General features: G+C 61.5%; 24 protein-coding genes. 16 read left to right on the top strand and 8 right to left on the bottom strand.

Features of this window, described 5'->3' with window-relative positions; genetic code table 11:
- Positions 1-42 precede the first annotated feature (42 nt).
- The 3 genes from trxA to AC07N8_RS08085 form a co-directional block, all read right to left on the bottom strand.
- Positions 43-915 carry a thioredoxin gene (gene trxA / locus AC07N8_RS08095; protein ID WP_483843541.1) on the bottom strand — a complete coding sequence of 291 codons (873 nt, stop codon included), beginning with the start codon at positions 913-915 and terminating at the stop codon, positions 43-45.
- Between the two features lie 179 nt (positions 916-1094).
- Complete coding sequence (locus tag AC07N8_RS08090; RefSeq protein WP_493142995.1) at positions 1095-1751, bottom strand: class I SAM-dependent methyltransferase; 657 nt, start codon at positions 1749-1751, stop codon at positions 1095-1097.
- A complete protein-coding gene (locus tag AC07N8_RS08085; protein ID WP_483843543.1) occupies positions 1748-2212 on the bottom strand; it encodes a YbaY family lipoprotein in 465 nt (154 codons plus the stop codon). The genes AC07N8_RS08090 and AC07N8_RS08085 overlap by 4 nt, the downstream gene beginning before the upstream one ends.
- 127 nt (positions 2213-2339) lie before the next feature.
- Here AC07N8_RS08085 and nrdR point away from each other — a divergent pair, with 127 nt between their 5' ends.
- The 12 genes from nrdR to AC07N8_RS08025 all read left to right on the top strand — a co-directional run bounded on the left by nrdR (position 2340) and on the right by AC07N8_RS08025 (position 11157).
- Positions 2340-2804: a transcriptional regulator NrdR gene (gene nrdR, locus AC07N8_RS08080; protein ID WP_003228656.1), complete on the top strand. Its 465-nt coding sequence runs from the start codon at positions 2340-2342 to the stop codon at positions 2802-2804.
- The gene (gene ribD / locus AC07N8_RS08075) at positions 2801-3934 is read left to right on the top strand and encodes a bifunctional diaminohydroxyphosphoribosylaminopyrimidine deaminase/5-amino-6-(5-phosphoribosylamino)uracil reductase RibD (RefSeq protein ID WP_493142994.1); all 1134 of its coding nucleotides are present in this window, start codon (positions 2801-2803) and stop codon (positions 3932-3934) included. Before nrdR ends, ribD begins: the two co-directional genes overlap by 4 nt.
- Positions 3935-3981: 47 nt before the next feature.
- Positions 3982-4644: a riboflavin synthase gene (locus AC07N8_RS08070; protein WP_483843545.1), complete on the top strand. Its 663-nt coding sequence runs from the start codon at positions 3982-3984 to the stop codon at positions 4642-4644.
- 30 nt (positions 4645-4674) lie between these two features.
- Positions 4675-5766: a bifunctional 3,4-dihydroxy-2-butanone-4-phosphate synthase/GTP cyclohydrolase II gene (gene ribBA, locus AC07N8_RS08065; protein WP_007944233.1), complete on the top strand. Its 1092-nt coding sequence runs from the start codon at positions 4675-4677 to the stop codon at positions 5764-5766.
- Between the two features lie 91 nt (positions 5767-5857).
- Entirely contained in the window at positions 5858-6334 is a 477-nt protein-coding gene (ribH, locus tag AC07N8_RS08060) for a 6,7-dimethyl-8-ribityllumazine synthase (protein WP_003185938.1), read from the top strand.
- Positions 6331-6831: a transcription antitermination factor NusB gene (gene nusB, locus AC07N8_RS08055; RefSeq protein WP_123433383.1), complete on the top strand. Its 501-nt coding sequence runs from the start codon at positions 6331-6333 to the stop codon at positions 6829-6831. Before ribH ends, nusB begins: the two co-directional genes overlap by 4 nt.
- A 21-nt stretch (positions 6832-6852) precedes the next feature.
- Positions 6853-7818 carry a thiamine-phosphate kinase gene (gene thiL, locus AC07N8_RS08050; RefSeq protein ID WP_483843546.1) on the top strand — a complete coding sequence of 322 codons (966 nt, stop codon included), beginning with the start codon at positions 6853-6855 and terminating at the stop codon, positions 7816-7818.
- On the top strand, positions 7815-8318 hold the full coding sequence (locus AC07N8_RS08045; protein WP_123433385.1) for a phosphatidylglycerophosphatase A family protein: 504 nt from the start codon (positions 7815-7817) through the stop codon (positions 8316-8318). Before thiL ends, AC07N8_RS08045 begins: the two co-directional genes overlap by 4 nt.
- Positions 8319-8339: 21 nt before the next feature.
- Complete coding sequence (locus tag AC07N8_RS08040; RefSeq protein WP_493142991.1) at positions 8340-9074, top strand: substrate-binding periplasmic protein; 735 nt, start codon at positions 8340-8342, stop codon at positions 9072-9074.
- Between the two features lie 249 nt (positions 9075-9323).
- Positions 9324-9941, top strand: coding sequence for a GTP cyclohydrolase II (ribA, locus tag AC07N8_RS08035; protein WP_027924335.1), 618 nt, complete (start codon positions 9324-9326; stop codon positions 9939-9941).
- Positions 9938-10357: an MFS transporter gene (locus AC07N8_RS08030; protein WP_493142989.1), complete on the top strand. Its 420-nt coding sequence runs from the start codon at positions 9938-9940 to the stop codon at positions 10355-10357. The genes ribA and AC07N8_RS08030 overlap by 4 nt, the downstream gene beginning before the upstream one ends.
- On the top strand, positions 10357-11157 hold the full coding sequence (locus tag AC07N8_RS08025) for a cobalamin-binding protein (protein ID WP_493142987.1): 801 nt from the start codon (positions 10357-10359) through the stop codon (positions 11155-11157). The genes AC07N8_RS08030 and AC07N8_RS08025 overlap by 1 nt, the downstream gene beginning before the upstream one ends.
- A 120-nt stretch (positions 11158-11277) precedes the next feature.
- On the opposite strand, the gene AC07N8_RS08020 is transcribed toward AC07N8_RS08025, so the two are convergent.
- The 5 genes from AC07N8_RS08020 to AC07N8_RS08000 form a co-directional block, all read right to left on the bottom strand.
- Positions 11278-13161 (bottom strand): TonB-dependent receptor domain-containing protein, encoded by a 1884-nt coding sequence (locus tag AC07N8_RS08020; protein WP_493142985.1) that lies wholly within the window; start codon positions 13159-13161, stop codon positions 11278-11280.
- A gap of 149 nt (positions 13162-13310) precedes the next feature.
- The gene (dxs, locus tag AC07N8_RS08015; protein WP_493142983.1) at positions 13311-15209 is read right to left on the bottom strand and encodes a 1-deoxy-D-xylulose-5-phosphate synthase; all 1899 of its coding nucleotides are present in this window, start codon (positions 15207-15209) and stop codon (positions 13311-13313) included.
- Positions 15210-15301: 92 nt separating this feature from the next.
- Positions 15302-16189: a (2E,6E)-farnesyl diphosphate synthase gene (gene ispA / locus AC07N8_RS08010; protein WP_493142981.1), complete on the bottom strand. Its 888-nt coding sequence runs from the start codon at positions 16187-16189 to the stop codon at positions 15302-15304.
- Entirely contained in the window at positions 16186-16428 is a 243-nt protein-coding gene (locus AC07N8_RS08005; protein WP_007894317.1) for an exodeoxyribonuclease VII small subunit, read from the bottom strand. Before AC07N8_RS08005 ends, ispA begins: the two co-directional genes overlap by 4 nt.
- Before the next feature lie 261 nt (positions 16429-16689).
- Positions 16690-17835 (bottom strand): Fic family protein, encoded by a 1146-nt coding sequence (locus AC07N8_RS08000; RefSeq protein ID WP_493142980.1) that lies wholly within the window; start codon positions 17833-17835, stop codon positions 16690-16692.
- Positions 17836-18113: 278 nt separating this feature from the next.
- On the opposite strand from AC07N8_RS08000, the gene AC07N8_RS07995 reads away from it, so the two are divergent.
- From AC07N8_RS07995 to AC07N8_RS07980, 4 genes are read left to right on the top strand one after another with little or no spacing between them, the layout of a single operon-like run.
- Positions 18114-18905 carry a YfaP family protein gene (locus AC07N8_RS07995; protein ID WP_493142978.1) on the top strand — a complete coding sequence of 264 codons (792 nt, stop codon included), beginning with the start codon at positions 18114-18116 and terminating at the stop codon, positions 18903-18905.
- A 36-nt stretch (positions 18906-18941) separates the two neighbouring features.
- Positions 18942-20654: a DUF2138 domain-containing protein gene (locus AC07N8_RS07990; protein ID WP_493142976.1), complete on the top strand. Its 1713-nt coding sequence runs from the start codon at positions 18942-18944 to the stop codon at positions 20652-20654.
- On the top strand, positions 20639-21289 hold the full coding sequence (locus AC07N8_RS07985) for a DUF1175 domain-containing protein (RefSeq protein WP_493142974.1): 651 nt from the start codon (positions 20639-20641) through the stop codon (positions 21287-21289). The genes AC07N8_RS07990 and AC07N8_RS07985 overlap by 16 nt, the downstream gene beginning before the upstream one ends.
- Entirely contained in the window at positions 21286-25851 is a 4566-nt protein-coding gene (locus AC07N8_RS07980) for an alpha-2-macroglobulin family protein (RefSeq protein ID WP_493142972.1), read from the top strand. Before AC07N8_RS07985 ends, AC07N8_RS07980 begins: the two co-directional genes overlap by 4 nt.
- The last annotated feature ends 1 nt before the right edge of the window (position 25852 follow it).

Below are 25852 nucleotides of genomic sequence, written 5' to 3'. Positions count from 1 at the left end.
GTCATCGTTCATCGCCAGCAAGCCGGCTCCTACAGGTCACGATCAGTACAGTGCAGCAAACAGCTTGCGACGGTACGTGGTCACCAGCGGATGATCATTGCCCAACAGTTCGAACACCTGCAGCAAGGTCTTGTGCGGCAAGCCTTCGCTGTAGCTGCGATTGCGGATGAACAGCTTGAGCAACGCATCCAGCGCCGCGTCGTATTGCTGGCGAGCCAGTTGCTGAATCGCCAGTTGATACACCGCTTCATCGTCCTGCGGGTCTTTGGCCAGACGCGCTTTCAGGTCTGCCGCATCCGGCAAATCCTTGGCCTGACCGAGAAACTGGATCTGCGCCTTGGCGCCGGCCAGCGCCGCTTTGTGTTCATCGCTCTTGACTGCGTCGAGCACGGTTTGCGCTTCACCCAACTCACCGCGCTCGGTGAGGCAACGGGCATAGAGGATCAGCGCCTTGGCGTTGGTGTTGTCTTCGCCCAGCAGCACTGTGAGCACGGCTTCGGCGTCGGCAAAGCGGCTTTCGTCAAACAGCGCCTGAGCCTGCTCGAACGGGTCGGCTGCTGCCGGTGGCGGCATTTGAACGTGAGGTTCAAGCATCGCCCGCACGGCGGATTCCGGTTGCGCACCGGCAAAGCCGTCGACCGGTTGACCGTCCTTGAACAGCACCACGGTTGGCAGGCTGCGAATGCCGAAACGGGCGACGATGTCTTGCTCCAGGTCGCAGTTGACCTTGGCCAGCAGCAATTCGCCCTGATAACTCTCGGCAATGGTCTGCAGCAATGGCATCAGCACTTTGCAGGGCGCACACCATTCGGCCCAGAAATCCACGAGCACCGGTTTGTGGAAAGAGTTCTCGATCACCGACTGGTCGAAATCAGCAGTCGTGGCGTCGAAGATGTACGGCGTTTCCTGACTCATGGGGGATCTCTTGGAAGCGTGAATGGGGCAACTATACGGCTTGGCAGGGTACGGCTGAAAGCGGGGTGGTGGTCAGAGACGTGTTGTCTGACAGGACGCCTTCGCGAGCAGGCTCGCTCCCACAGAGGTTTTGGGTGTGATGCAGATTCTGTGTGGGAGCGAGCCTGCTCGCGAAGCTTTTAGCTGCGCCGCGCATGGTAAAGGCTCACATGCCGAAACTCTTCAGGCTCAGCCAGGTCCGGCAAGGTCATCGCTTCGAGCATTTCAATGCGCTGGTACAACGGATGGCGAAAATCCCGGACCCGCGAATCCGCCACCAACGCCTCTTTACCACGGGTCAAAAACTCATCGAGCAGCGGCAGGTTCGCCCGGTCGTAGAGCACGTCGGCGACCAGGATCAGGTCAAACCGGTCGGCCTCGGCGAAAAAGTCGGTCGAGTAATTGAGCTGTACGTCATTGAGTTCGGCATTCGCCCGGCATGAGGCAATCGCCAGCGGGTCGAGGTCACAGGCCACCACTTCCAGCGCGCCGGCCTTCACGGCGGCAATCCCCGCCACACCCGAACCGGCACCGAAATCCAGCACTCGTTTGCCTTTGACCCACTCCGGGAATTCGGCGAGATAACGCGCCACCGCCAGACCACTGGCCCAGCAGAAACTCCAGTAGGGCGGTTCATGCAGAATCCGCCGGGTTTCTTCGGGGCTGAACGCTCGGTCCATGTTGTCGCCGTCGATCAGCCAGAGTTTCAGCTCGGTATCGGGCAATGCCACAGGCACAAGCTGCGCATCACCGAGCAGTTCACCCAAGGCCTGTTGCAGGTCGAGCGGTGCAATCATGGCGCTTTGACGAATTGCAGCTGACCCATGGCCTGCGTGGTGGGCTGGGAAATGACCTGCGACGGCAGATGCAGAATCAGTTGGCCGGACTGGCTGGCGCGGCCGCGCAGTTCAACGCGGGCACCGGTCGGGAACGATTCCGGGTTGAAGCGCAGGTGAAACGGCAGCAGTTGATTGGTGCCGATCAAGGTGGAACTGGCGAGCAATTGTTGCGGGCGATCCTTTTCGTCGATCACCAGCAGCGCCAGTTCGACCTCGGCGCCGGCCGGCACGCCTTGCAAGGTGCCGCTCAATTCACGCTGGTACGCGGGCAGCGGCCCAAGATTGGCCGACTCCTGGGCTTTTTTCTGCGCAGCCTGCGGGGCGGGCCCGGGCGTCGGCGGCTGGGGCTTGGGCGCATCGCTGCTGCAGGCCACCAGCAGGCTGAAAAGACTGAGCAAAACGAGCGGTCTTAAGGACATTTACGGCTCCAGCAAGGTGAAATCCATGGATCAAGCACTATAGGCGTCTGTATACCGTAAACCCTATGGCTTGTCTTGCCACCGGGATGCGCTACCATGGCCCTCCCTTTTTTTGTTGCCTGCCACCATGCACTGTCCCTTCTGCGGTGCCAACGACACCAAGGTCATCGACTCGCGTCTGGTCGCCGAGGGCGAACAGGTGCGCCGCCGGCGTGAATGCCTGGCCTGCGGCGAGCGTTTCACGACGTTCGAGACTGCCGAACTGGTGTTGCCGCGCCTGATCAAAACCGACGGCAGCCGTCAGCCCTTCGACGAAGAAAAACTGCGTGCCGGCATGCAGCGAGCGCTGGAGAAGCGCCCGGTGAGTGTCGAGCGCCTCGAATCGTCGCTGGTACACATCAAACACAAACTGCGCGCCACCGGCGAGCGCGAGGTCAAATCCCTCGTGGTCGGTGAACTGGTGATGGCCGAGCTGCAGAAGCTCGACGAAGTCGCCTATATCCGCTTCGCCTCCGTGTATCGCCGCTTCCAGGACCTCAACGAGTTCCGCGAAGAGATCGATCGCCTGGCCCGTGAGCCGGTGAAAGAATGAATACGCCCGCCGAACACGCCATCCTCGACGCTCATTACATGGCCCGCGCGCTGGAACTGGCGCGCAAGGGGCATTACACGACGCACCCCAACCCTCGGGTGGGCTGCGTGATTGTGCGGGACGGACAGATTGTCGGCGAAGGCTGGCACGTGCGCGCCGGCGAGCCGCATGCCGAAGTCCATGCCCTGCGCGCCGCTGGCGACAAGGCCCGTGGCGCCACTGCCTATGTGACCCTTGAGCCGTGCAGCCACCACGGCCGCACGCCGCCCTGTGCCGATGCGCTGGTGAATGCCGGGGTCGCCCGGGTGGTTGCGGCGATGCAGGACCCGAACCCGGAAGTCGCCGGTCGCGGTCTGCAACGCCTGGCCCAGGCCGGGATTGCCACCGAAAGTGGTGTGCTGGAAGGCGAGGCGCGCAAGCTCAATCAAGGGTTCCTCAAGCGCATGGAACACGGCTTGCCGTTCGTGCGGGTCAAGTTGGCCATGAGCCTGGACGGTCGCACCGCGATGGAAAGTGGCGAAAGCCAATGGATCACCGGCCCTGCCGCGCGTTCGGCGGTGCAGCGCCTGCGTGCCCAGGCCGGCGTCGTGCTGACCGGCGCCGACACGGTGCTGGCGGACAACGCCCGGTTGACCGTGCGCGCTGATGAATTAGGCCTGGATGCGGAGCAAACCGCGTTGGCCATGAGCCGTCCGCCGCTGCGTGTACTGGTCGATGGTCGCCTGCGGGTGCCGCTGAATGCGCCGTTCTTCAAGGCCGGCCCGGCGTTGGTCGCCACCTGCGTAGCGGTCGAGGAGCAATACGCCAATGGCCCGGAATGCCTGATCGTGCCCGGCGTTGACGGTCAGGTCGATCTGCGCCAATTGCTGGTCGCGCTTGCCGCCCGTGACGTCAACGAGGTATTGGTCGAAGCCGGGCCGCGTCTGGCCGGTGCTTTCGCGCAGCAAGGATTGGTGGATGAATTCCAGATTTTCATTGCCGGCAAGTTCCTTGGTTCTTCGGCGCGGCCGTTGCTCGACTGGCCGCTCGCGCAAATGAAGGATGCGCCCGAGCTTAAAATCATCGAAATTCGCGCGGTTGGCGATGACTGGCGGGTCACTGCCATTCCTTCGCCAGCCGCCAGCGTATAATTCCCGGCCATCGCTACAGCGCTGGCTTTGTTCTCGAGGAGAACCTCATGTTTACCGGCATCATCGAATCCATCGGCAGTATTCGTGCATTGACCCCAAAGGGCGGTGATGTGCGGGTCCACGTAGAAACCGGCAAGCTCGACCTGAGCGACGTCAAGCTGGGCGACAGCATCGCGGTCAACGGCGTGTGCCTGACCGCGGTTGAACTGCCGGGCAACGGCTTTGCCGCCGACGTCAGCCGCGAAACCCTCGACTGCACCGCCATGAACGACCTCAAGAGCGGCAGCCCGGTGAACCTGGAAAAAGCCCTGACCCCGACCACTCGCCTCGGCGGGCATCTGGTCAGCGGTCACGTCGATGGCGTGGGCGAAGTGGTTGCCCGTACCGAAAACGCGCGCGCCGTGGAATTCCGCATCCGCGCGCCGAAAGAGCTGGCCAAGTACATCGCCCACAAAGGCTCGATCACCGTCGACGGCACCAGCCTGACCGTGAACGCGGTCGATGGCGCCGAATTCATGCTGACGATCATTCCTCACACCCTGAGCGAAACCATCATGGCGTCGTACCAGCCAGGTCGCCGGGTGAACCTGGAAGTCGACTTGCTGGCGCGTTATCTGGAGCGTCTGTTGCTGGGTGACAAGGCTGCAGAGCCGACTTCCAGTAACATTACCGAAAGCTTTCTGGCCCAAAACGGCTACCTCAAATCCTGAAGCTCAAATTTCAAAGAAAGGGGGTGCCTTGTGGCGCTCAATAGCATCGAAGAACTGGTTGAAGACATCCGCCAAGGCAAGATGGTCATCCTCATGGATGACGAAGACCGCGAGAATGAAGGCGACCTGATCATGGCCGCCGAATGCTGCAAGCCCGAGCACATCAACTTCATGGCCAAGCACGCCCGTGGCCTGATCTGCATGCCGATGAGCCGCGAACGCTGCGAATTGCTGAAGCTGCCATTGATGGCGCCGCGCAACGGTTCCGGCTTCGGCACCAAATTCACCGTGTCGATCGAAGCGGCCGAAGGCGTGACCACCGGTATCTCCGCCGCTGACCGCGCACGCACCGTGCAAGCGGCCGCCGCGAAAGACGCGAAGGCTGAAGACATCGTCAGCCCCGGCCATATCTTCCCGCTGATGGCCCAGGCCGGCGGCACCCTCGCTCGCGCGGGCCACACTGAAGCCGCTTGCGACCTGGCGCGCATGGCCGGTTTCGAGCCGAGCGGTGTGATCTGCGAAGTGATGAACGACGACGGCACCATGTCCCGTCGCGCCGAGCTGGAAGCTTTCGCTGCCGAACACGACATCAAGATCGGCACCATCGCCGACCTGATTCACTACCGGATGATCCACGAACGTACCGTTCAGCGGATTGCCGAGCAGCCACTGGACAGCGAACTGGGCCAATTCAACCTGGTGACCTATCGTGACTCCGTGGAAGGCGACGTGCACATGGCTCTGACCCTGGGCACTGTCTGCGCCGAAGAACCGACCCTGGTTCGCGTGCACAACATGGACCCGCTGCGCGACCTGCTGATGGTCAAGCAACCGGGCCGCTGGAGCCTGCGCGCCGCCATGGCTGCGGTCGCCGAGGCGGGCAGCGGTGTGGTGCTGTTGCTCGGTCACCCGCTCGATGGCGACGTGTTGCTGGCGCACATTCGCGAAACCGCCGACCAGGCGGCCGTGAAAAAACCGACCACCTACAGCATCGTCGGTGCCGGTTCGCAGATCCTTCGGGACCTGGGCGTACGCAAAATGCGCCTGATGAGTGCGCCAATGAAATTTAATGCGATATCCGGTTTCGATCTGGAAGTTGTAGAATACGTGCCCTCCGAATAATGACCGGTTGTTTCCAGTCCTTGATTCGCGGCTAACAAATCACTGAGGGATGCGTAGAAAACGCGTCCCGGCTCTTTAAGAGATCTAACGAATGACCCTGAAGACCATCGAAGGTACCTTCATCGCCCCTAAAGGCCGCTACGCTTTGGTAGTGGGCCGTTTCAACAGCTTCGTCGTTGAAAGTCTGGTCAGCGGTGCAGTGGATGCCCTGGTTCGCCACGGCGTAAGCGAAAGCGACATCACCATCATCCGCGCTCCTGGCGCCTTCGAAATTCCGCTGGTTGCGCAGAAAGTCGCTCAGAAAGGCGAATACGCGGCAATCATCGCCCTGGGCGCGGTCATTCGTGGCGGCACTCCGCATTTCGAATACGTGGCAGGCGAATGCACCAAGGGTCTGGCCCAGGTGTCCATGGAGTTCGGCGTTCCAGTCGCGTTCGGCGTGCTGACCGTTGATTCCATCGAGCAAGCCATCGAACGTTCCGGCACCAAGGCCGGTAACAAAGGTGCCGAAGCTGCCCTGTCCGCTCTGGAAATGGTCAGCCTGCTGGCGCAGTTGGAGGCCAAGTGATTAGCGACGATAGCGATCGTTTCAACCCGCGCGATCCAAAGCCTGCGGATGCCGGCAAGCCATCGAAAAGCGTCAAGCGTCGCGAAGCCCGTCAGCTCGCGACTCAGGCGCTGTACCAATGGCACATGGCCAAGCAGTCGTTGAACGAGATCGAAGCGCAGTTCCGGGTCGATAACGATTTCAGTGATGTCGACGGTGCCTACTTCCGCGAAATCCTTCACGGGGTTCCGGCGCAGAAGGACAAGATCGATGCGGCCCTGACGCCTTGCCTGGACATCACCATCGACGAGCTGGACCCGGTTGAACTGGCCGTTCTGCGCCTGTCCACCTGGGAACTGCTGGAGCGCGTCGACGTTCCTTACCGCGTTGTGATCAACGAAGGTATCGAGCTGGCGAAAGTCTTCGGTTCCACCGACGGCCACAAGTTCGTCAACGGTGTACTCGACAAGCTGGCCCCACGTCTGCGTGAAGCTGAAGTGAAGGCGTTCAAGCGCTGATTGGCGCTTGATTTGCTGCCAATGGGCGAGTTTGAGCTGATCCGCAATTTCTTCGCCGCCGCGCCCTGTGCGCAAGGCGGCGAAGGCGTTGCCCTCGGGATCGGCGATGACTGCGCCTTGCTGGCTGTTCCTCCCGGGGAGCAGTTGGCGATTTCCACCGACACACTCGTTGCCGGTGTGCATTTCGCAGATCCTTGCGACCCGTTTCTGCTCGGTCAGCGCTCGCTGGCTGTGGCCGTCAGCGATCTGGCTGCCATGGGCGCCACTCCCATTGCCTTTACCCTTGCCCTGACCTTGCCGACGGTGACTGCCGATTGGCTGGAGGCGTACTCCCGTGGTTTGAACCTCATGGCGCAACGCTGCGGCGTGGCGTTGGTGGGCGGCGATACCACCCGTGGGCCGCTGAGCCTGACCATGACTGTGTTTGGTCGTGTGCCGGCCGGTCAGGCGCTGACCCGCAGCGGCGCGCAGCCTGGCGATTTGTTGTGCGTAGGTGGCGAGTTGGGCAACGCAGCCGGGGCTTTGCCTCTGGTGTTGGGGCAGCGAACGGCTGATGCAGCCGTTGCCGAGCCGTTGCTGGCGCATTATTGGTCACCGCAGCCGCAACTGGCGTTGGGTCAGGCGTTGCGTGGCAAAGCCACCTCGGCGCTGGACATCTCCGACGGCCTGCTCGCCGACTGCGGCCACATCGCGCTGGCGTCGAAGGTCGGCATTCAGCTTGAGCGGAGTAAGCTGCCCGTGTCGGCCGCGTTAGTGACCTTCCTCGGTCAATCCGCTGCCGAAACCGCAGCCCTCAGCGGCGGCGACGATTATGTACTCGCCTTCACCCTACCGTCCGTCGAGTTGCCGACATTGCTGGCAAACGGCTGGCCGATCCATGTGGTCGGGCGTGTCGTGACGGGGCAGGGCGTGGCGCTGCTGGATGCCGATGGACAAGACATCACCCCGCAAACCCGGGGCTATCAACATTTTCGGGAGACACCGTGACAGATCATCCCAAACAGGTCCCGGCGGAGTTCGTACCGCCCTCGGTCTGGCGCAACCCCTGGCATTTCCTGGCGTTCGGCTTCGGCTCGGGGACCCTGCCAAAGGCACCGGGCACGTGGGGTTCGTTAGTTGCGCTACCCTTTATCCCGTTGTGGCAAATGATGCCCGATTGGGCCTACTGGCTGATGCTGGGTATCACCATGCTGTTCGGCTTCTGGCTGTGCGGCAAAGTGGCCGACGATTTGCGCGTGCACGACCACGAGGGCATCGTCTGGGACGAAATGGTCGGGATGTGGATCACCCTGTGGCTGGTGCCGGAAGGTTGGTACTGGTTGCTGGCGGGTTTCCTGATGTTCCGCTTCTTCGACATTCTCAAGCCATGGCCGATTCGCTGGATCGACCGGCATGTGCATGGCGGCGTCGGGATCATGCTCGACGACGTGCTGGCCGGTGTATTTGCGTGGTTGGCGATGCAAGGGCTGGTAAGGATTTTCGCCTGACGGGCGAAGCAGGGGACTGGGATGGTTCGGCGCTGGTTGGCGGTGGTTTTCGCAATGGTATGCTCACTCGCCCAGGCGGGGGATGCCGCGCCGACGCCGTCCGTGATTCATCTGGCCAGCGAAGAATGGGAAGACTACACCGCCGCTGACGGGCATGGCCTGGGCTGGGACGTGATGCGGGCCATCTTCGAGCCGGCCGGGGTCAAGCTCGACTTGCGTACCGAGCCTTACACTCGCGCCGTCGGCCTGGCCCAACGCGGCGAAGTGGATGCCTGTGTCGGCTCTTACCGTGACGAGGCCGGCGATGTGCTTTATCCACGCTGGAATTACGATACCGATCACATCTACGCCCTTGGCCTGGCGAGTAATCCGGCACCGAACCCACAGACGCTCGGCAACTATCGACTGGCCTGGGTTCGCGGCTACGAGTACCAGAAATACCTGCCTGGCGTGCAGCGCTACAACGAGGTCGTGCGGCGCACCGGCATTTTGTCGATGCTGACCCACAACCGCGCCGATTTTTACATCGACGCGCTGACCGAGATCGATTACATCGTCAAACGGGCCAAGGATCCTGCCCAGTTCCGTCGCACGCACATCACTGAATTGCCGTTGTACCTGTGCTTCGCCAATACGCCCAAGGCCCGCGCCTTGATGGCATTGTTCGATCAGCGCATGGATCTGTTGGTAAAAAACGGCACACTCAAACCCATCTTCGAACGCTGGAAACAGCCTTACCCGTTCGACGCGAACTGAACACGGATCTACGACCGGTGATGAACCCTGTGGGAGCGAGCCTGCTCGCGAAGACGGTGTGCCAGTCGACATCAATGGTGAATGCCAGACTGCTTTCGCGAGCAGCCTCGCTCCTACAGGGGCAGGGTGGGCCTGAGATCTAACATTTTGATCGTTATGCCCCATAATTCAGCCTAAGCGTCTGTAGGAACCTGCTGTTACAATGCCGCGTCTGCGAATCTCCAGTACTTATTGATCAGGAGCACACCGGTGCCTGTCGTTTTTGTCGCCGCTTCCAAGCTGCCAACGCCTTTTGCGCAATTCACCATGCACGGCTTTCTCGATGAAGAAAACGGGCGCGAGCACGTTGTGCTGAGCCTGGGTGAGTTCGCCGACGGTGCCCCGGTACTCGGCCGGTTGCACTCCGAATGCCTGACGGGCGATGCCTTGTTCAGCCAGCGTTGCGACTGCGGTTCGCAACTTGAAGCCGCGTTGCAGGCCATCGCCCGTGAAGGCCGTGGCGTGTTGCTGTACTTGCGTCAGGAAGGCCGTGGCATTGGCCTGCTGAACAAGATCCGCGCCTATGAGTTGCAGGACGGCGGCGCCGATACCGTTGAAGCCAACGAGCGCCTGGGCTTTGCAGCCGACCAGCGTGATTACGCCATGTGCCTGCCGATGCTTGAGCACCTGGGCGTGAAATCCCTGCGCCTGATGACCAACAACCCGCGCAAGGTCAAAGCCTTGACCGACATGGGCATCGTGGTCGCCGAGCGCGTGCCGTTGCACACCGGTCACAACCCGCACAACAAACTCTACCTGGCCACCAAGGCCAGCAAGCTCGACCACATGATGGGCAACGAGCATCAGGGCGAGGCGGATCGGGCGTGACCCGCGGTCAGGTTCGGCGCCGGTTGTCGTTCAGTTGGTGGCAATACCTGGCGCTGGCCTTGTTGCCGTTGTTCGTGATCAACGGCGTGTTCGGCCAGGGCGAGGCGATCCTGCCGGTGCTGGCGATGCCGCTGTTCATTGCGGGTGTGGCGTCGATGCTTGTCAGCCTGAAGTTTTTCGGTGGCTACAAGCACGCCCTGATCGCCACGCAAAAAGCCCTCGATACGCCTGAAGAACCCGCCGCCTGGATCGTCCTGGCCGCCAAGCGACGTACCGCGTTCCTGGCGGCTGCATTGCCGGCCTGGATTGGTGCGCTGGCGGTGTTCGTCGGCCTCGAAGCCGTACCGTTGGTGCTGCTGGCGCTGTCGACCGCGGTGCTGTTCTACCTCTACCGTATTCCGCGTCAACTCGGCTGATGCGTCGGGCCTGGCTGGCGGTTTTGCTGTTGGCCGCCAGCGGCTCGGCGACTGCCGTCGAGCGGGTCGTCAGCCTCGCGCCGTCCCTTTCTGAAATCGTGGTTGAACTGGGTTCAGCCGACCTGCTGGTCGGGGTGCTGGATGCCGGTGAACGTCCTGCCGAACTCAAAGACCTTCCTTCGGTTGGTCGCTACGGTCAGTTGGACATGGAGCGTTTGCTCAGTCTCAAACCCGATTTGCTGCTGCTTTGGCCGGGCAGCGTTGGCCCGGCCCAGCGTGAACAGCTCAAGCGCTTGAACATTCCCACCTTCGTCGCCGAACCCCACACCCTCGACCAACTCGCGGCACAAATCGAAGCCATCGCCACGCAACTCGGCCGGCCCGAACGGGGCGTGACGTTGGCGACTGATCTGCGACAAAAACTGGATAACCTGCGTCAGCGCTATCGACGGGAGGAGCCGTTGCGGGTGTTTTATCAGGTCTGGGATCGGCCGCTGTACACCGTGGGTGGCGGGCAAATCATCAGTGATGCGCTGGAAGTCTGCGGGGCGCGCAACGTGTTTGCCGACCAGACATTGCCGGCGCCGCAAGTCAGTGTCGAGGCGGTGTTGCAGCGTAATCCCGAGGTGATTCTGGCCAGTGATCAGGCCCAGCTCGAGGCGTGGAAGGCGTGGCCGCAGGTGGCGGCGGTGGCGCGGGGGCAATTGCTGTTGGTGACGGACAAGGGGCTGGAGCGGCCGAGTGGGCAGATGGTCGAGGCGACGGCCAAGCTTTGCCGGTTGATTGCGCCGGACCGCTGAGACCGAGGTGCGGCCTTCGCGAGCAGGCTCGCTCCCACAGGGGAATTGTGGCGCTCACAAATCCAATGTGGGAGCGAGCCTGCTCGCGAAAAGGCCAGCCCAAGCACCACAAATTTCAGATCAGATCCCGGGTGTCCAGGTCACCCCAAACATCAACGCCCGACCTTCCTCGCGATACCCATACTCACTGCCATCATGGCTATACAGCGCCCGGCTGTAGCCTTTATCCAGCAAGTTATCGAGCTTCAGCTCCAGCTTGATCTCACGGTCGAGCGCCCAGCTGCTGCGTAACCCCAACAATGCATAGCCACCGAGTGGCTGTTGATTGTTCAGGTCGTCATAGCTGCTGCTGACCGCTTGCCAACTGGCGCCGAGGCCCAGGCGATCAAATTGTCGGTCCAGGTCCAGGCTCAATGTCCGCCGTGCACGACGGGCCAAGGTATGGCCGGTATCGCGATCACGCGGGTCGATGATCGCCACGCCAAGGTTGCTCTGCCAGCCGAACAGTTCCTGTTTCAGTGCCGCTTCGAAACCGTTTATCCGTGCCGATGCCACGTTCTCTGGCCGCGAGTTGCTGCCGAAAATAATCGCGTCTTCAAGGTCGGTGCGGTACAGCGACGCTTCCAGTCGACTGTTTTCGGTTAACTGGTTGCGCCATTGCAGCTCATAGCTTTTCGACGTTTCAGGTTTCAGGTCCGGGTTGCTGAAGTCCGGGTAGTACAAGTCGTTGAACGTCGGCGCGCGAAAGCCTTCGCTGTAGGTCAGCAGCACGTCGTTGTCCGGGTTCACCGGCAAGGTTAGGGTGCCGCTCCAGCTGTTCTGTCCACCAAACTGTTGGTTGTCATCGTGGCGCAGGCCCAGTTCGGTAGAAAAACTGTCCGCCCGATAGTGATGCTGGATAAATGCCGCGCGGTTCCAGCGACTGTCTTCATCGAACGCCGTGCTGCTGTTGATTCGGTCTTCATACCAGTCGCCGCCCAGGAGCAGGCTGTTACGGTCGTTGAGCGTCAGGTCGTTCTGCCAGTTCACCGAGTCGCGGTAGGTGTTGAAGACGCTGCGTTCATCGCTGAGCTTGTCGAGGGTCTTCTCGCGGTTTTCGCTGTGGCCGAATTCGACGCGGGTCTTCCAGGTATCGGTAACCCGCGCATCAACGTAACTGCTGACGCTGCTCACCTCGAAATCGCTGTAAGGCTGTTGCTGCACGGATTCGAAGGTGGTGGTGTCGAAGCGGCCAAACGGGTTGTCGAACTCGCTTTTGCCCCGGTTATCCAGCACGTTGGCGCCGATTTCCAGGTCATCGGTGAGCGCGTGACTGACGCTGAAACTGACCGATTGATTGCGGTACTCATCGTGATCGTTGTCGCTGGGGTACGACTCGTGCGTGCGATTGATCCCGGCGGTTTCGTTGAGGCTGGCGCCGAGGTTGAAGCGGGTTTTTTCATCGCCGCCGGACAACCCAAGGCTGCGCTCCCAGGTCTGGTTGCTGCCAAAACCGACGTGCATTCGCGGTTGCAGACCTTGCTCGTCGCCACGGCGGGTGAAGATCTGAATCACCCCGCCAATCGCATCGCTGCCATAAATCACCGAACGGGAGCCGCGCAACACTTCTACGCGCTCGACCTGTTCGATGTTGATGTGCTGCAGGTTGCTGTCACCCGAGGTCGAATTGCCGATGCGCTGGCCGTCGACCAGCACCAGGCTTTGCGCCGACTGGGTACCGCGGATGTAAACCCCCGGCAGACTGCCGCGCCCACCGGTCTGCGCCACTTGCACGCCCGGCACCCGGTTGAGCAGGTCGGTGATGCTGTTCGGTTGCAGACGATCGATGTCTTCGCGGGTGAACACCGTGTTGGCGGCGCTGCTGTCGTTGCGTGCTTCGACCTGACGGTTGGCGGTGATCAGCACGTCGGGCAGTTTCAACGCTTGATCGCGTTCGAAAGTGTCGGCCAGCAGTTGGCCGGCCGGCAGCAGGGTCAGCGTCAGGGCGAGGGGGGAGAGTTTCATCGGCAGTCCGTGGTATTCGGGGTAAGCACAAATCAAATGTGGGAGCGAGCCTGCTCGCGAACGCGGTGTGTCAGTCAAAATCTAACTCGACTGACAGTCCGTATTCGCGAGCAGGCTCGCTCCCACAGGGTTTTGCATGTGTCTGATGTTTAGAGGTTCAGCAGTTGCAGGCGCTCACGCACCGCCGCTTCGATCCCGGCCTCGTCCAGCCCGCACTCGGCCAGCATCTGCGCAGGCTTGGCGTGTTCGACGTAGAGGTCCGGCAAGCCCAGGTGCAGTACCGACTTGAGGATGTTCTCGCGGGCGAGGAATTCGCTGACCGCGCCGCCTGCACCGCCCATGATCGCGTTTTCTTCGATGGTCACCAGCAGCTCGTGGCTGCCGACGATGTCGCGCACCAGCGCTTCATCCAGCGGTTTGACGAAACGCATGTCGACCACGGTTGCATCCAGCGTCTCGGCGACTTTCAGCGCCTCGGCCAATTGCACACCGAACACCAGCAAGGCGACTTTGCTGCCCTGACGACGAACAATGCCTTTGCCGATTTCGATTGGTTGCAGGTCTTTCTCGATGGTCGCATTCGGACCTGCGCCGCGCGGATAACGCACGGCCGCCGGGCCGTTGTAGAGGTGACCGGTGGTGAGCATTTTGCGCAGTTCGTTTTCGTCGCTCGGCGTCATCACCAGCATGCCGGGGATGCAACGCAGGAACGACAGGTCGAAGCTACCCGCGTGTGTCGGGCCGTCTTCGCCCACCAGACCGGCGCGGTCGATGGCGAACAGCACGTCGAGGTTTTGCACCGCGACGTCATGAATCAATTGGTCGTAGCCGCGTTGCAGGAACGTCGAATAAATCGCTACCACCGGTTTCGCGCCTTCGCAGGCCATGCCGGCGGCGAGGGTCACGGCGTGTTGCTCGGCAATCGCCACGTCGAAGTAGCGCAGCGGGAAACGCTCGCTGAACGCCACCAGGTCGGAGCCTTCTTTCATCGCCGGGGTGATGCCTACCAGGCGCGGATCAGAGGCGGCCATGTCGCACAGCCATTCGCCGAACACGCCGGAATACTTCGGTCCGCTGGCCTTTTTCGGGGCGGCGGCCGGTGCGTCCAGCGGTTCGAGTTTGGTGATCGCGTGGTAGCCGATCGGATCGACTTCCGCCGGGGCGAAGCCTTTGCCTTTCTTGGTGACGACGTGCAGGAATTGCGGGCCTTTGAGGTCGCGCATGTTGCGCAACGTCGCGATCAGGGTCGGCAGGTCGTGGCCGTCGATAGGGCCGATGTAGTTCCAGCCCAATTCTTCGAACAGCGTGCCGGGAACCAGCATGCCTTTTGCGTATTCTTCGGTACGACGGGCGATTTCCCAGGCGCCGGGCAGGCGCGACAGGACCTTTTTGCTGCCCTCGCGCATGCTGGCGTAAGTGCGGCTGGAAAGGATTTTCGCCAGGTAATTCGACAGGCCGCCGACGTTGCGCGAGATCGACATGTCGTTGTCGTTGAGGATCACCAACATGTTGGCGTTCACTTCCGGCGCGTGGTTCAGCGCTTCGAAGGCCATGCCGGCGGTCAACGCACCGTCGCCAATCACGGCAATGGCCTTGCGATCACTGTTTTGCAAGCGGGCGGCAATGGCCATGCCCAGCGCAGCGCTGATCGAGGTGCTGGAGTGGCCGACGCCAAAGGTGTCGTACTCGCTCTCGGAACGACGCGGGAAGGCGGCAACACCGTCCTTCTGGCGCAGGGTGCCCATGCGCTCGCGACGGCCGGTGAGGATTTTGTGCGGATAAGCCTGATGACCCACGTCCCACACCAGCCGGTCGTCCGGGGTGTCGAAGACGTAATGCAACGCGATGGTCAGCTCGATGACGCCCAGGCCGGCACCGAAATGCCCGCCGGTCTGACCGACCGTGTAGAGCAATTCCAGGCGCAACTCATCGGCCAGGGTTTCCAGCTCGGCTTCGCCTAACCGGCGCAGGCCGTCCGGCGTGTTGGCACGGTCGAGCAGGGGCGTGGTCGGGCGCTTGCGGGGAATCTCATGAAACGTCGTGGGCATCAGGCGAATCGTTATAGGTATAAAAGATGCGGCAGTTTACCTGATGCATCGCCCCCTGCCCACGCGTTGCTTTTAACTTGGCCGATACGCTGTCAGCTACGCCGGTCGACGATGTAGCGGGCCAGGTCGCGCAAAGGCTCGGCGGCCGCGTCAAACGGTCGCAGCGCGTGCAGGGCCTGATCGCGCAGTTCCAGGGCATAAGCCTTGGCCGCTTCGAGGCCGAGCAGGGCCGGGTAGGTCGGTTTGTCGCGAGCGATGTCGGCGCCCTGGCGTTTGCCGAGGGTTTCGGTATCGCTTTCAACGTCGAGAATGTCGTCCTGCACCTGAAACGCCAGGCCGATGGCCTGTGCATAGGTCTGCAAGGCTTTCAGTTCGTCCTTCTCCGCGCGGCCGCTGGCCAGGGCACCGAGTTTGACGCTGACTTCAATCAGCGCGCCGGTCTTGTGCCGGTGCATGTACTCAAGGGCTTTTTGATCGAGCTTGAGGCCGACCGAGCCGAGATCGATGGCTTGACCGCCGACCATGCCCGCCGGGCCTGCCGCGACAGCCAGGGCGCTGACCATCTGCAGGCGGATCTCGGCGTCCGCCGCGTTCAGGCGCGGGTCGAGCAGGGCGCTGAACGCCAGGCTCTGCAAACCGTCGCCAGCGAGGATGGCGCAGGCTTCGTCGAATTTCTTGTGAGTGGTCGGCTGGCCGCGACGCAGATCGTCGTCGTCCATGGCCGGCAAATCGTCGTGGACCAGGGAATACGCGTGAATCAGCTCCACAGCACAGGCCGCGCCGTTTGCGTGTTCAGCCTTGCCGCCCAGCGCTTCGCACGCCGCGTAAGCCAGCAGTGGGCGTACGCGTTTGCCGCCATTCATCACGCTGTAGCGCATGGCTTCATAGAGGCGGGCGAGCTCGGGGCTCGGGGCGTTGAACAAAGTTTCCAGTGCCGCGTTGACACGGGCCTGGCTGGTCGCCGAATACGCTGCAATCATTCTGGCTGATCCGCGTCGAAGGGTTCCTCGGCCAGCTCGCCATCACGCTCGAGCAGCACTTGAACCTTTTGCTCGGCCTGGGCCAGCGCCGCCTGGCAATCGCGGGTCAGACCGATGCCTTGCTCGAAAGCCGTCAGCGAGTCTTCCAGCGACAGTTCGCCGTTCTCCAGACGCTCTACCAGCGTTTGCAGGTCAGCGAGAGATTGTTCGAAATCCAGTGCAGCTTTTTTGCGGGCCATGGCGGCTATTTCCGGTTGTCGTTAAACCGGCGCGACACTAGCAGACATGGGGGTTATGGGCAAATGAGCGGGGACGTCTGGAACCGTAATTCCGGGGGCAGCAGCAAACATTGTAGCGAGGGAGCTTGCTCCCGCTGGGGCGCGAAGCGGCCCCTTACACAGACGCTGCGTTTCGTCAGGCATACCCCATTCAGCGATTTGCGACTGCTGCGCAGCCGAGCGGGAGCAAGCTCCCTCGCCACAGGTAGGTGTTGAAGCAAGTTATTGCGTTGAGTCATCCGGGTAGTGGACTTGATAGCGTGTACTACGCCCACCACCGGGCAGGCGTTGCAGGCAACCCTTCACCAGCAACTCAGCCAAATGACGGGTCGCGGTGGCTTTCGATACTTTTGCCACCGCCTGATATTGAGCCGCGCTGATCCTGTCCTCGAAGCCTCGCTCGCCACCGTCCAGCAAGCGGTTCAGTACCTTGATCTGCTCGGCGGACAGTTTTGCGTCCCTATGCGCCTGCCAAAAGCGCGCCTTGCCCAGTACCGCTTCGATCCGCGTCATGGCCTGCTGCAAGCTGCGCAGCAGGGTTTGCAGGAACCATTGCAGCCACTCGGTAATGTCCGTGGAGCTTTTCTGGCTGGTTTCCAGCACTCGGTAATAGCTGGAGCGGTCGTCCAGGATGCTCGCGGACATGGCGTAGAACCGGATCGCCTGCGCCTCTCCCTGAGCCAGGGCGAGATCGGTAATGGTTCGCGTGAGGCGACCATTGCCGTCTTCAAAGGGGTGCAGGGTGACGAACCAGAAGTGCGCGATACCGGCCCGCAACAAGGGATCGAGCCCATCTTGCTTCTGACTGGCTGCAAACCAGCCAAGAAACGTATCGAGCTGCTGTTCAAGCCCAAGACGTGGCGGTGCTTCGAAGTGAATGGTCGGTTTGTCCAGCCGCCCGGACACTACCTGCATCGGCTCATCGCCACGCAGCTCGCCGATATGGATCGAACGGGCGGCAACGTTCATATCCTGATCGGGAAACAGCCATGTATGCCATTCCAGCAACCGCTGCAGTGTCAGCGGTTGTGCGAAGCGCTGAGTGGCGTCGAGCATTAACTGCGCCAGCCCTTCGCTGCGCTGGCTGACTTTATCGCCATCGACCACCTCCAGGCCCAGGCGCCGCGCCAGCGATGAGCGGACCGAGCCCACATTGAGCTGTTCACCCTCAATGGCCGAAGACGTCACGATGTTTTGTAACAGCGCGTCCAGTTCGTTCTGTGCGCTGAGTGAGCTGTCCACGGAACTGGCCATGCCCATCAACCGGCCTTGCGCCTGCACGCACTCACGCAATAGCGGCGTCAGGCGTTGGGATCGCCAGGTGAAATTCGGCCAGTCGGGCTGTTGCCAAATCCAGTGAGGTGCCATGACCACGGGTAACTCCAGAGGGAATGAGCCGAATAATAGTCTTATTCGGCTCATAATGTGAGCCGAATAAGCGCGCTATTCGGCTCACGCCCCACCTTCTTCGTGATGCCTGCAGCAAATCAAGAGGTATCTGATTGTTAAAAAACTGCCGAATCGCTAACCTTCGCGCCTTCTACGACCCAATAGTCACGGGTCTTTCTGACGAAACGCAGTATTTGGTTCTGTAACGCGCCGAGGATCGGGCGCAAGGTTTCGTTATGCATGGCAGGAGGCGTCACATGCGTTCACTTCTTTTGCTGTTGATGGGTCTGGTCTGCGCGAGCGCTGCCTCGGCCGAGCCGACGGCTGAGCTGTCGGAACCGGTCGGCGGCTGGCGCTATAACGGCCTGCTCGACCGCAGCGAAAATCCGCAAGTCGCCTATCCCACGCCGCCCATCGACCGGGGCGTGCAGCGCAATCGCACGATGATCGAGGGCCAGCTCAAGGCCATCGGCACGCAACGCGGGCCGCACACGCTGGCGGTCAACGGTAATCCACTGAATCTGTACACCGACGACGAAGGGCGTTTCGCCCGGCCGTATGCCTTTGGCGCCGGCTCCAACAGCGTCGAAGTGCGCAGTGCCGAAGGCAAGTCGCTCAAGCGCGTTCAATTTTATGAAGCCAATGACCTGCGCACACCGGCACGGATTCGTGTGGTGCTCGGTTGGGACGACCCAAAAGCCGAGCTCGACCTGCACATCATTACCCCCGACGGCCAGCATGCGTTTTTCGCCCACACGGCGTTGACCAATGGCGGCGGCCTCGACCCGGATGGCGTTGATGGCCCCGGCCCGGAAATGTTCACCATGACCGCGCCGTTGCATGGCACCTATCTGGTTTACGTGAACTATTGGGGCAACTTCGGCAGCGAAGGCTATAACTTCGATGAGACCAGCAACCAGAACGAGGTCATCACCTCGCAAATCAACCTGGTGCTCAACGAAAACACCGTCGACGAAAAACGCGAGACCTTCATCGTGCCCCTGCGGGCCATCGGTGACCTGCTGCTGGTCAAGACTTTCAACTATTAAGCATCCCGCACCACGGATGAATTGGGCGTTGTGAACATGAGCGATAACACTGTTTCCCCGGCTGCTGAAACACCGGCCGCCAAAACTCCTCGCCGCTGGCCGGCGCTGCTGGTCGGCCTGGCCCTGATCGCCGGCGTTGCGGGCGGGTTGGGGTGGTTCATGCACAAACCCAAGGCGCCGCCGGCGGAGCTGGCCAGTGACAAACTGGGCATGAGCCGGCCGGACGGTCTGCTCGAAACCCACTCCTTGAGCCAATTGCCCAAGGACTTGCTGGCAGTGCCGTTCCTCAAGGAAACCCTGACCGAAGACTTCGTCTTCTATTACGAAGCGCACGTCGATCGCCTCGGCTTGATCGGCAGTCTGCGGCGGATCATCTACGAACATGACCTGAAATTGCAGGACAGCCTGATCGAGCAACTTTTCGATCAACCGGCCGACGTGGCGCTGTGGCGCGGAGCGGATGGCCGGCTCAAGGATTTCCTGTTGGTGATGGACCGCGGTGGTCTGGCGAAGGTGCTGGAGCCGCTGGCCAAAGTGGCGCTGGACGATTCGCAGCTGACCCACCTCAGTGATGTGAAAGTCGGTGCCGACGACGTGCCGCTGTATCAACTCACCTACAACAACAGCAAAGCGCTGGTGTTCGCCTCCCATGGCGACAAATTGGTGGTGCTGTCCAATCCCGCCAAACTCTACGACCCGAGCAGCGGCCCGAGCGAAGAGCGCGGCAGTGTCTCGACCACGGCCATCGCCGCGTTGCTCAACGGTGACAAACTGTTCCCGGAAGCCTTCGGCCTGCCACCGCGCACACCGGAAGTGAAGCAACGCCTGTCGGTCAATTCCAGCGTGTTGGCCATGGGTTACCAGCGCTTCATCCCGAATTTCGCCGGGCTGCGTTTCGACATGGACGACAAGGGCTGGCACAGCTTCCTCGCCATGGATGAACTGGACGATCAGCCGGACTTCGATTTCAAACCGATCTGGCAAGCCATGCCGATGGGCGCCAGTGCCTGCGTAGCCTTGCCCCTCGCTGCCGAACAACAGAAACCGTTGCTGGTAAAACTCGGCGCCGAAGAGCCAGTGGCCCAGGCGTTGACTGAACACATGGCCGGCGCGGCGGGCCTGTGCTGGTACGCCGATTCGCGTCTGTACACGCCGTTGCTGGTGGCCAGCCTGAACGACAAGGACAGCGCCAAACTCGACGGTGACCTCGGCAGTTTGTTCGGCTCGATGGTCGGCGCCTATGAGCCCAATGTCGAAGAACACGCGTTCCCGGTGATCGAGAAACAGGACGGCCCGACTCACCAGTGGCAGCGTCAGGTCAGCTCCAACTTCGGCCCCTATAAAGCCAAGGAGGCTGAAGATCCAGACGCGATCTCCGGCAAGGCCTTCATGAAAGTCAGCCTGGCGCGTCACGGTTCGACGCTGCTGTTTTCCCTCGACGACAAGCTCGTGGACAAGGCCCTCGGCACCCTCGACAAGCGCTTCCCGCCGATGGCCGACGTGGTGCCGAAAGACCTGCTGATGCCGGTCTATTTCGGCCCGGATGCGATGGCGCAGTTGATGCAACAGGAAACCCTCGACAGCCTGCCGCAGGACATGGAACCGGTGTTTTACAACGCCGCGCAAACTTACTTGATCCCGAAACTGCGCAAGCTCGGCGGTTACGGCAAATACGCCCTGACCTTGCCCGAAGGCAGCGAGCCCGACGGCCATTGGCAATGGCTGCCGCTGGAATGGAAAGCCCTGTGACCGCACTCATCCGCGGCCTCGGCCTGCTGGCGATGTTGTTGGGCAGTCGCGCCTTTGCCACTGAGGCGGCGCCGCTGGATCCGCAGCAATCCCAGGTGTTCCGCGCCTGGTTCGTGCGCATCGCCCAGGAACAACTGACCCAAGGCCCGAGCCCGCGCTGGTATCAGCAGGACTGCGCGGGGCTGGTGCGTTTCGCTGCCAACGAAGCGCTGAAAGTCCATGACGATAAATGGCTGCGCAGCAACGGCCTGTCCAATCGCTACCTGCCGCCGGAACTGCCATTAAGCGACGCGCAACGCGGTCTCGCCCAGCAGTGGCAACAGGGCGGCGGCAAGGTCGGGCCGTACGTCAACGCGATCAAACTGATTCAGTTCAACAGCCATCTGGTGAGTCGGGACGTGGCGCAAGCCCGTCCCGGCGACCTGATGTTTTTCGATCAGGGCGACGACCAGCACCTGATGATCTGGATGGGCCGCTACATCGCCTATCACACCGGCACCACCACCCCCACTGACAACGGCATGCGATCCGCGAGCCTGCAGCAACTCATGACATGGAAGGACACCCGATGGATACCCGACGCAGCCAACCCCAACTTCATCGGCGTCTATCGACTGAATTTTCTCTCCCAATGATCGGTGCCCGCATGTTGCGTTTTCTGTCTCTGCTGTTGGTTTTGCTGCTGCCGTTTTCGGCGGTCAACGCCGAAGACACCGTCGAGCCGAGCGGCTATACGCCGGTGGCCGGTGAAAGCTTTTTCCTGCTGGCCGACAGCAGTTTCGCCAGCGACGAACAGGCAATGGTGCGCCTCGAAGCGCCGGGCCGTGACTATCGCCGCTTCCGCATGGAACCTTATGGCGGCGCCGACATTCGCGTGTACCGCATCGACAAGCCACTGGATTTCCTCAAGCGCCAGAAGAACCTGCACCGCGTGGTCAGCGATGGCCAGTTCAAGGGCGAAGGGCTGTCGAATACCCTCGCTTACCTGTGGGACAACTGGTACCGCAAATCCCGTCGCGTGATGCAACGGGCGTTTTCCTACGAGTCGCGTCAACAAGTCACCGAGGAAGTGCCGGAACTGAAGATGGGCACCGCCATCGCCGCGCCAACGCCTTACGATGCACAGCCGCAATTCGCCCTGATCCCGGGCCTGCCGGTGGTCAGTCAATTCCGCTATCCGCTGTGGCAAGCCAAACCGATCCAGCCGCCGGAAGGCGTGAACCTGGCCGGTTCTTCCAGCGAATTCGTCAGCGTCGCGCCGGGTAACGTCTACATTCCGTTGGGTAACCTGAAACCGGGTCTGTACCTGGTGGAAGCGTTGATCGGCAAGTACCGCGCGACCACCATGGTCTTCGTTTCGAACACCGTGGCCGTGAGCAAAATCGCCGGTGATGAACTGGTGGTGTGGGCGGCGCGCAAACACGAAGGCAGTTCGGTGCCGAAAGTGAATGTGCTGTGGACCGATGGCCTCGGCGTGATGAGCAGCGGCGCCACCGATAACGATGGTTTGTTGCGTCTGAAACACGTCAGCCCCGAGCGTTCGTTCGTGATCGGCGAGGACGAAGAGGGTGGGGTGTTTGTCTCCGAGAACTTCTATTACGACAGCGAAATCTACGACACCAAACTCTACGCCTTCACCGACCGGCCGCTGTACCGGCCGGGCGATTGGGTGTCGCTGAAAATCGTCGGGCGCGAGTTCAAGAATGCCCGGGACTCCGTCGCACCGACTGCGGCCGACGTCAACGTGACCGTGCTCGATGCCACCGGCACGGCGCTGCAATCGCTGGCGCTGAAACTGGATTCCAAGGCCGGCACCCAAGGCCGATTCCAGTTGCCGGATAACGCGGTAGCGGGCGGTTATGAACTGCGTTTCAGCTACAAGGATCAGGCCTACAGCAGCGCCTTCCGCGTGGCCGAATACATCAAGCCGCACTTCGAGATTTCGCTGAACCTGGCCAAGCAGGACTACCGCACTGGCGAGCCGGTGAAGGGCAGTCTGGTGCTGCTGTACCCGGACGGCAAACCGGTGGCCAACGCCAAGTTGAGCCTGAGCCTGCGCGCCCAGCAACTGTCGATGGTCGACAACGAACTGCAATACCTCGGGCAATTCCCGGTGGAGCTGACCAGCACCGAATTGACCACCGACGCCAAGGGCAACGCGACCCTCGACCTGCCGGCCGCCGAGAAACCGAGCCGCTACATGCTCACCGTGTTTGCCAGCGATGGCGCGGCGTATCGGGTCAAGACCACCAAGGAAATCCTCATCGACCGTGGCGCGGCGAGTTTCAGTTTGAGCGCGCCGCAGCGGTTCAGTGCGGTGGGCGACAAGGTTGCGTTCAGCTACATCAATGAAGGCGCCAACGAACAGAGCAAAACCGTGACACCAAGCAGCTACAGCTGGGTGCGTCTGGAAGATCAGACCTCTGGCGACGGCAAACTGGCTGCCAAAGACAAAGGCTTCACCGTGGCCTTCGAACGTCCCGGCACCTACAACCTGACATTGAAAGATGACCATGGCCGCGTCATTGGTGCGACCGGTCATTCGGTCACCGGCGACGGCGTCAAAGCCGTGCCGGGCACCGTGGAAATTGTCCTCGATAAACCCGAGTACAAGGCCGGTGATGAAGCACTGGCCCTGATCACTTTTCCGGAGCCGATCAGCGATGCACTGCTGTCGCTTGAGCGCGACAAGGTCGAGGCCACCGCGCTGCTGTCCAAGGGCGGCGACTGGCTGAAGATGGAAAAACTCAGCGACACCCAATACCGCGCGCGCATCCCGGTGAAAGACAATTTCGCCCCGAACCTGACCTTCTCCGTGCTCTACACCAAGGGCGGCCAATACAGCTTCCAAAACGCCGGGATCAAGGTCGTTGCGCCGCAAATCGACGTGGCCATTGCCACCGATAAAGAGGCGTATCAACCCGGTGATACGGTGTCGGTCGACTTGACCACGCAGTTCGCCGGCAAGCCGATTCCGGCGCACCTGACCGTCAGCGTCGTTGACGAAATGGTCTACGCGCTGCAACCGGAAGTCGCGCCGAGCATCGACCAGTTCTTCTACCACCCGCGCCGCAACAACGTGCGCACCAGCGCCAGTCTGTCGTTTATCAGCTATGACGTCGCATTGCCGGGCAGCCCCGGCGCGCCGGGCAAAGCCAACCGCAGCGAACGAGGGGTGAAAGTGCTGGAGCGGCCGCGTCGTGAAGACGTCGATACCGCCGCGTGGCAGCCGGAACTGGTGACTGATGCCAACGGCAAAACCCGCTTCACCTTCAAGATGCCGGACTCGCTGACCCGCTGGCGCATCACTGCGCGGGCCATCGCCGATGACGGGCAGGTCGGGCAGAAGAAGCAGTTCGTGCGTTCGGAGAAACCGCTGTACCTGAAGTGGAGCGGGCCAACGAAATTCCGCACCGGTGACAAACCAGTGCTCGGGGTATTCGCCTTCAGCCAGGCCGAGAAACCGGTCAAGGCTGAGCTGGTGATTCATTTCGGCGGCGCCGATCAGCGTGTTCCAGTGACTCTCAACAACGGCATCAACTACATCGCGTTGCCAGAGTTCTCGTTGGCCAGTGGCGAGTGGACCGCCGAACTGGTGCAGGACGGCAAAACCGCTGACGCGCTGGCCGTGCGCCTGACCGCCACCGGTGAAGGATGGCAGGTGACGCAGAGCCAAAGTCTGGACGTGGCCAGCGGCGATACACCGCTGAGCTTGCCGGCCGATGCGACGGATATTCGCCTGCGTCTGGATGACAGTCCGCAAGCGTTGTTCCGTTCGGCGCTGGATGATCTGCTGAGCTATCCGTACGGTGGCGTCGAGCAGACCGCCAGCCGTTTGCTGCCGCTGAGCATCGCCTATCCGACCTTGGCGTCTAACCCGCAAATCCGCGACCGCTTGCGCCTGATCATGCAAAACAGCCGCTTGCGACTGGTGCAAATGGCCGGGCCTTCCGCGAGCTTCACCTGGTGGGGCATGGACGGCGAGCCGGATGCCTTCCTCACCGCTTACGCCTACTACGCCGACTGGAACGCCAGCAAGGTGCTGGACTTGAACCTGCCGCCGGAGCATTGGCAGCGGGTGCTGGAGGTGTATTCGAAACAGGCGCAAAACACCCCGCTGTTGCAGCGCGCGCTGATCCTGTCGTTCGCCAAACAGATGCAATTGCCGGTGAATACCTTGCTCAGCGGGTTGATGGATGACCTGGCGAAAGCAGGCGAGGGTAATGCCGCAAACCTGATGGAGGATGGCGAAGACAGCATCGTCATGAGCGATCCGGATTCGGCGCTCGGCCTGTCCGCTGCCCGCGTGTTGACGGCCTCACTGGCGCGTCAGTCCAAAGTGACGCTGCCGGAGGCGTTCAATCGCCAACTGGCGGATGCGCAACAGCGTTTGGCGGTCAGCTCGCAGCCGTTTGCCGAAGCGCTGAACCTGTCGCTGCAACCCTTCGATCAGGCCCACGCGCAAGCGTTGTTGCAACGCTTGCTGCCACAGCAATCGACGCTGGAACGCGCCTTGGCGCTGACCTGGTTGCAACGAAGTATCGAACAGGCTTCGCCGACCATCGCGCTGGCACCGGGTGAAGGCTGGAGGAAACAGTACGGCGATACCGGTGAGATGTACTGGACGTGGCAGGGTTCTCCGTCGGTGCCAGCGGTGTTGTCGCTGGCTGGTACGCAGGAGCGGCCATTGCGCGCCGCGTTGAGCTTCCAGACTCGACAACCTGCGGTTGATCCGATGGCCGTGACCATCACACGTCGCTTGTCTCGATTGGTGCCGGGTGACGAAGCCTTCACCTTCAAACTCGAAGCGGTCGGCACCCAGCCGTTGTCCAGCGACAGTCTGTATCTGGACGAAGTAATCATCACCAGCAAAGCCGCGAAACCGCTGCGCTACGGCATGCTCGAAGTGCCGCTGCCGCCGGGCGCCGATGTCGAACGCACGACGTGGGGCATCAAGTTGATGGGCAAGGCCGGCACCGAACCGACCGCGCTGGAGAAGGCGCGTTTTGAGCCGGGTCAGATGGCTTACGCGATTCCGGTGGATGCCTTGAGCGGGGAGTTGCGCTTGCGTCATTTGGTGCGCTTCTCGCAGAAAGGTCAGTTCAATCTGCCGCCGGTACGTTTCACGCAGGTTTATGCGCCGCAACATCAAGCGCAGGAACAGAAACCGGCCCTCGGTCAGGCCACGGTCAACTGAC

The organism is Pseudomonas sp. GW821-FHT10C09 (assembly GCF_059415465.1).
Note: the sequence above shows the minus strand (reverse complement) of the source record. Positions and strands in the feature narration are given on the sequence as shown.

Coding starts and splice junctions, on each gene's coding strand:
- AC07N8_RS08005 (WP_007894317.1), bottom strand. CDS start 16,428: ATGGCCCGCAAAAAAGCTGCACTGGATTTCGAACAATCTCTCGCTGAC.
- AC07N8_RS07990 (WP_493142976.1), top strand. CDS start 18,942: ATGAGCGATAACACTGTTTCCCCGGCTGCTGAAACACCGGCCGCCAAA.
- AC07N8_RS08025 (WP_493142987.1), top strand. CDS start 10,357: ATGCGTCGGGCCTGGCTGGCGGTTTTGCTGTTGGCCGCCAGCGGCTCG.
- AC07N8_RS08040 (WP_493142991.1), top strand. CDS start 8,340: ATGGTTCGGCGCTGGTTGGCGGTGGTTTTCGCAATGGTATGCTCACTC.
- ribH (WP_003185938.1), top strand. CDS start 5,858: ATGACCCTGAAGACCATCGAAGGTACCTTCATCGCCCCTAAAGGCCGC.
- AC07N8_RS08070 (WP_483843545.1), top strand. CDS start 3,982: ATGTTTACCGGCATCATCGAATCCATCGGCAGTATTCGTGCATTGACC.
- AC07N8_RS08000 (WP_493142980.1), bottom strand. CDS start 17,835: ATGGCACCTCACTGGATTTGGCAACAGCCCGACTGGCCGAATTTCACC.
- AC07N8_RS07995 (WP_493142978.1), top strand. CDS start 18,114: ATGCGTTCACTTCTTTTGCTGTTGATGGGTCTGGTCTGCGCGAGCGCT.
- AC07N8_RS08020 (WP_493142985.1), bottom strand. CDS start 13,161: ATGAAACTCTCCCCCCTCGCCCTGACGCTGACCCTGCTGCCGGCCGGC.
- trxA (WP_483843541.1), bottom strand. CDS start 915: ATGAGTCAGGAAACGCCGTACATCTTCGACGCCACGACTGCTGATTTC.
- AC07N8_RS07985 (WP_493142974.1), top strand. CDS start 20,639: ATGGAAAGCCCTGTGACCGCACTCATCCGCGGCCTCGGCCTGCTGGCG.
- nrdR (WP_003228656.1), top strand. CDS start 2,340: ATGCACTGTCCCTTCTGCGGTGCCAACGACACCAAGGTCATCGACTCG.
- ribD (WP_493142994.1), top strand. CDS start 2,801: ATGAATACGCCCGCCGAACACGCCATCCTCGACGCTCATTACATGGCC.
- ispA (WP_493142981.1), bottom strand. CDS start 16,189: ATGATTGCAGCGTATTCGGCGACCAGCCAGGCCCGTGTCAACGCGGCA.
- AC07N8_RS07980 (WP_493142972.1), top strand. CDS start 21,286: ATGATCGGTGCCCGCATGTTGCGTTTTCTGTCTCTGCTGTTGGTTTTG.
- AC07N8_RS08085 (WP_483843543.1), bottom strand. CDS start 2,212: ATGTCCTTAAGACCGCTCGTTTTGCTCAGTCTTTTCAGCCTGCTGGTG.
- dxs (WP_493142983.1), bottom strand. CDS start 15,209: ATGCCCACGACGTTTCATGAGATTCCCCGCAAGCGCCCGACCACGCCC.
- thiL (WP_483843546.1), top strand. CDS start 6,853: ATGGGCGAGTTTGAGCTGATCCGCAATTTCTTCGCCGCCGCGCCCTGT.
- AC07N8_RS08090 (WP_493142995.1), bottom strand. CDS start 1,751: ATGATTGCACCGCTCGACCTGCAACAGGCCTTGGGTGAACTGCTCGGT.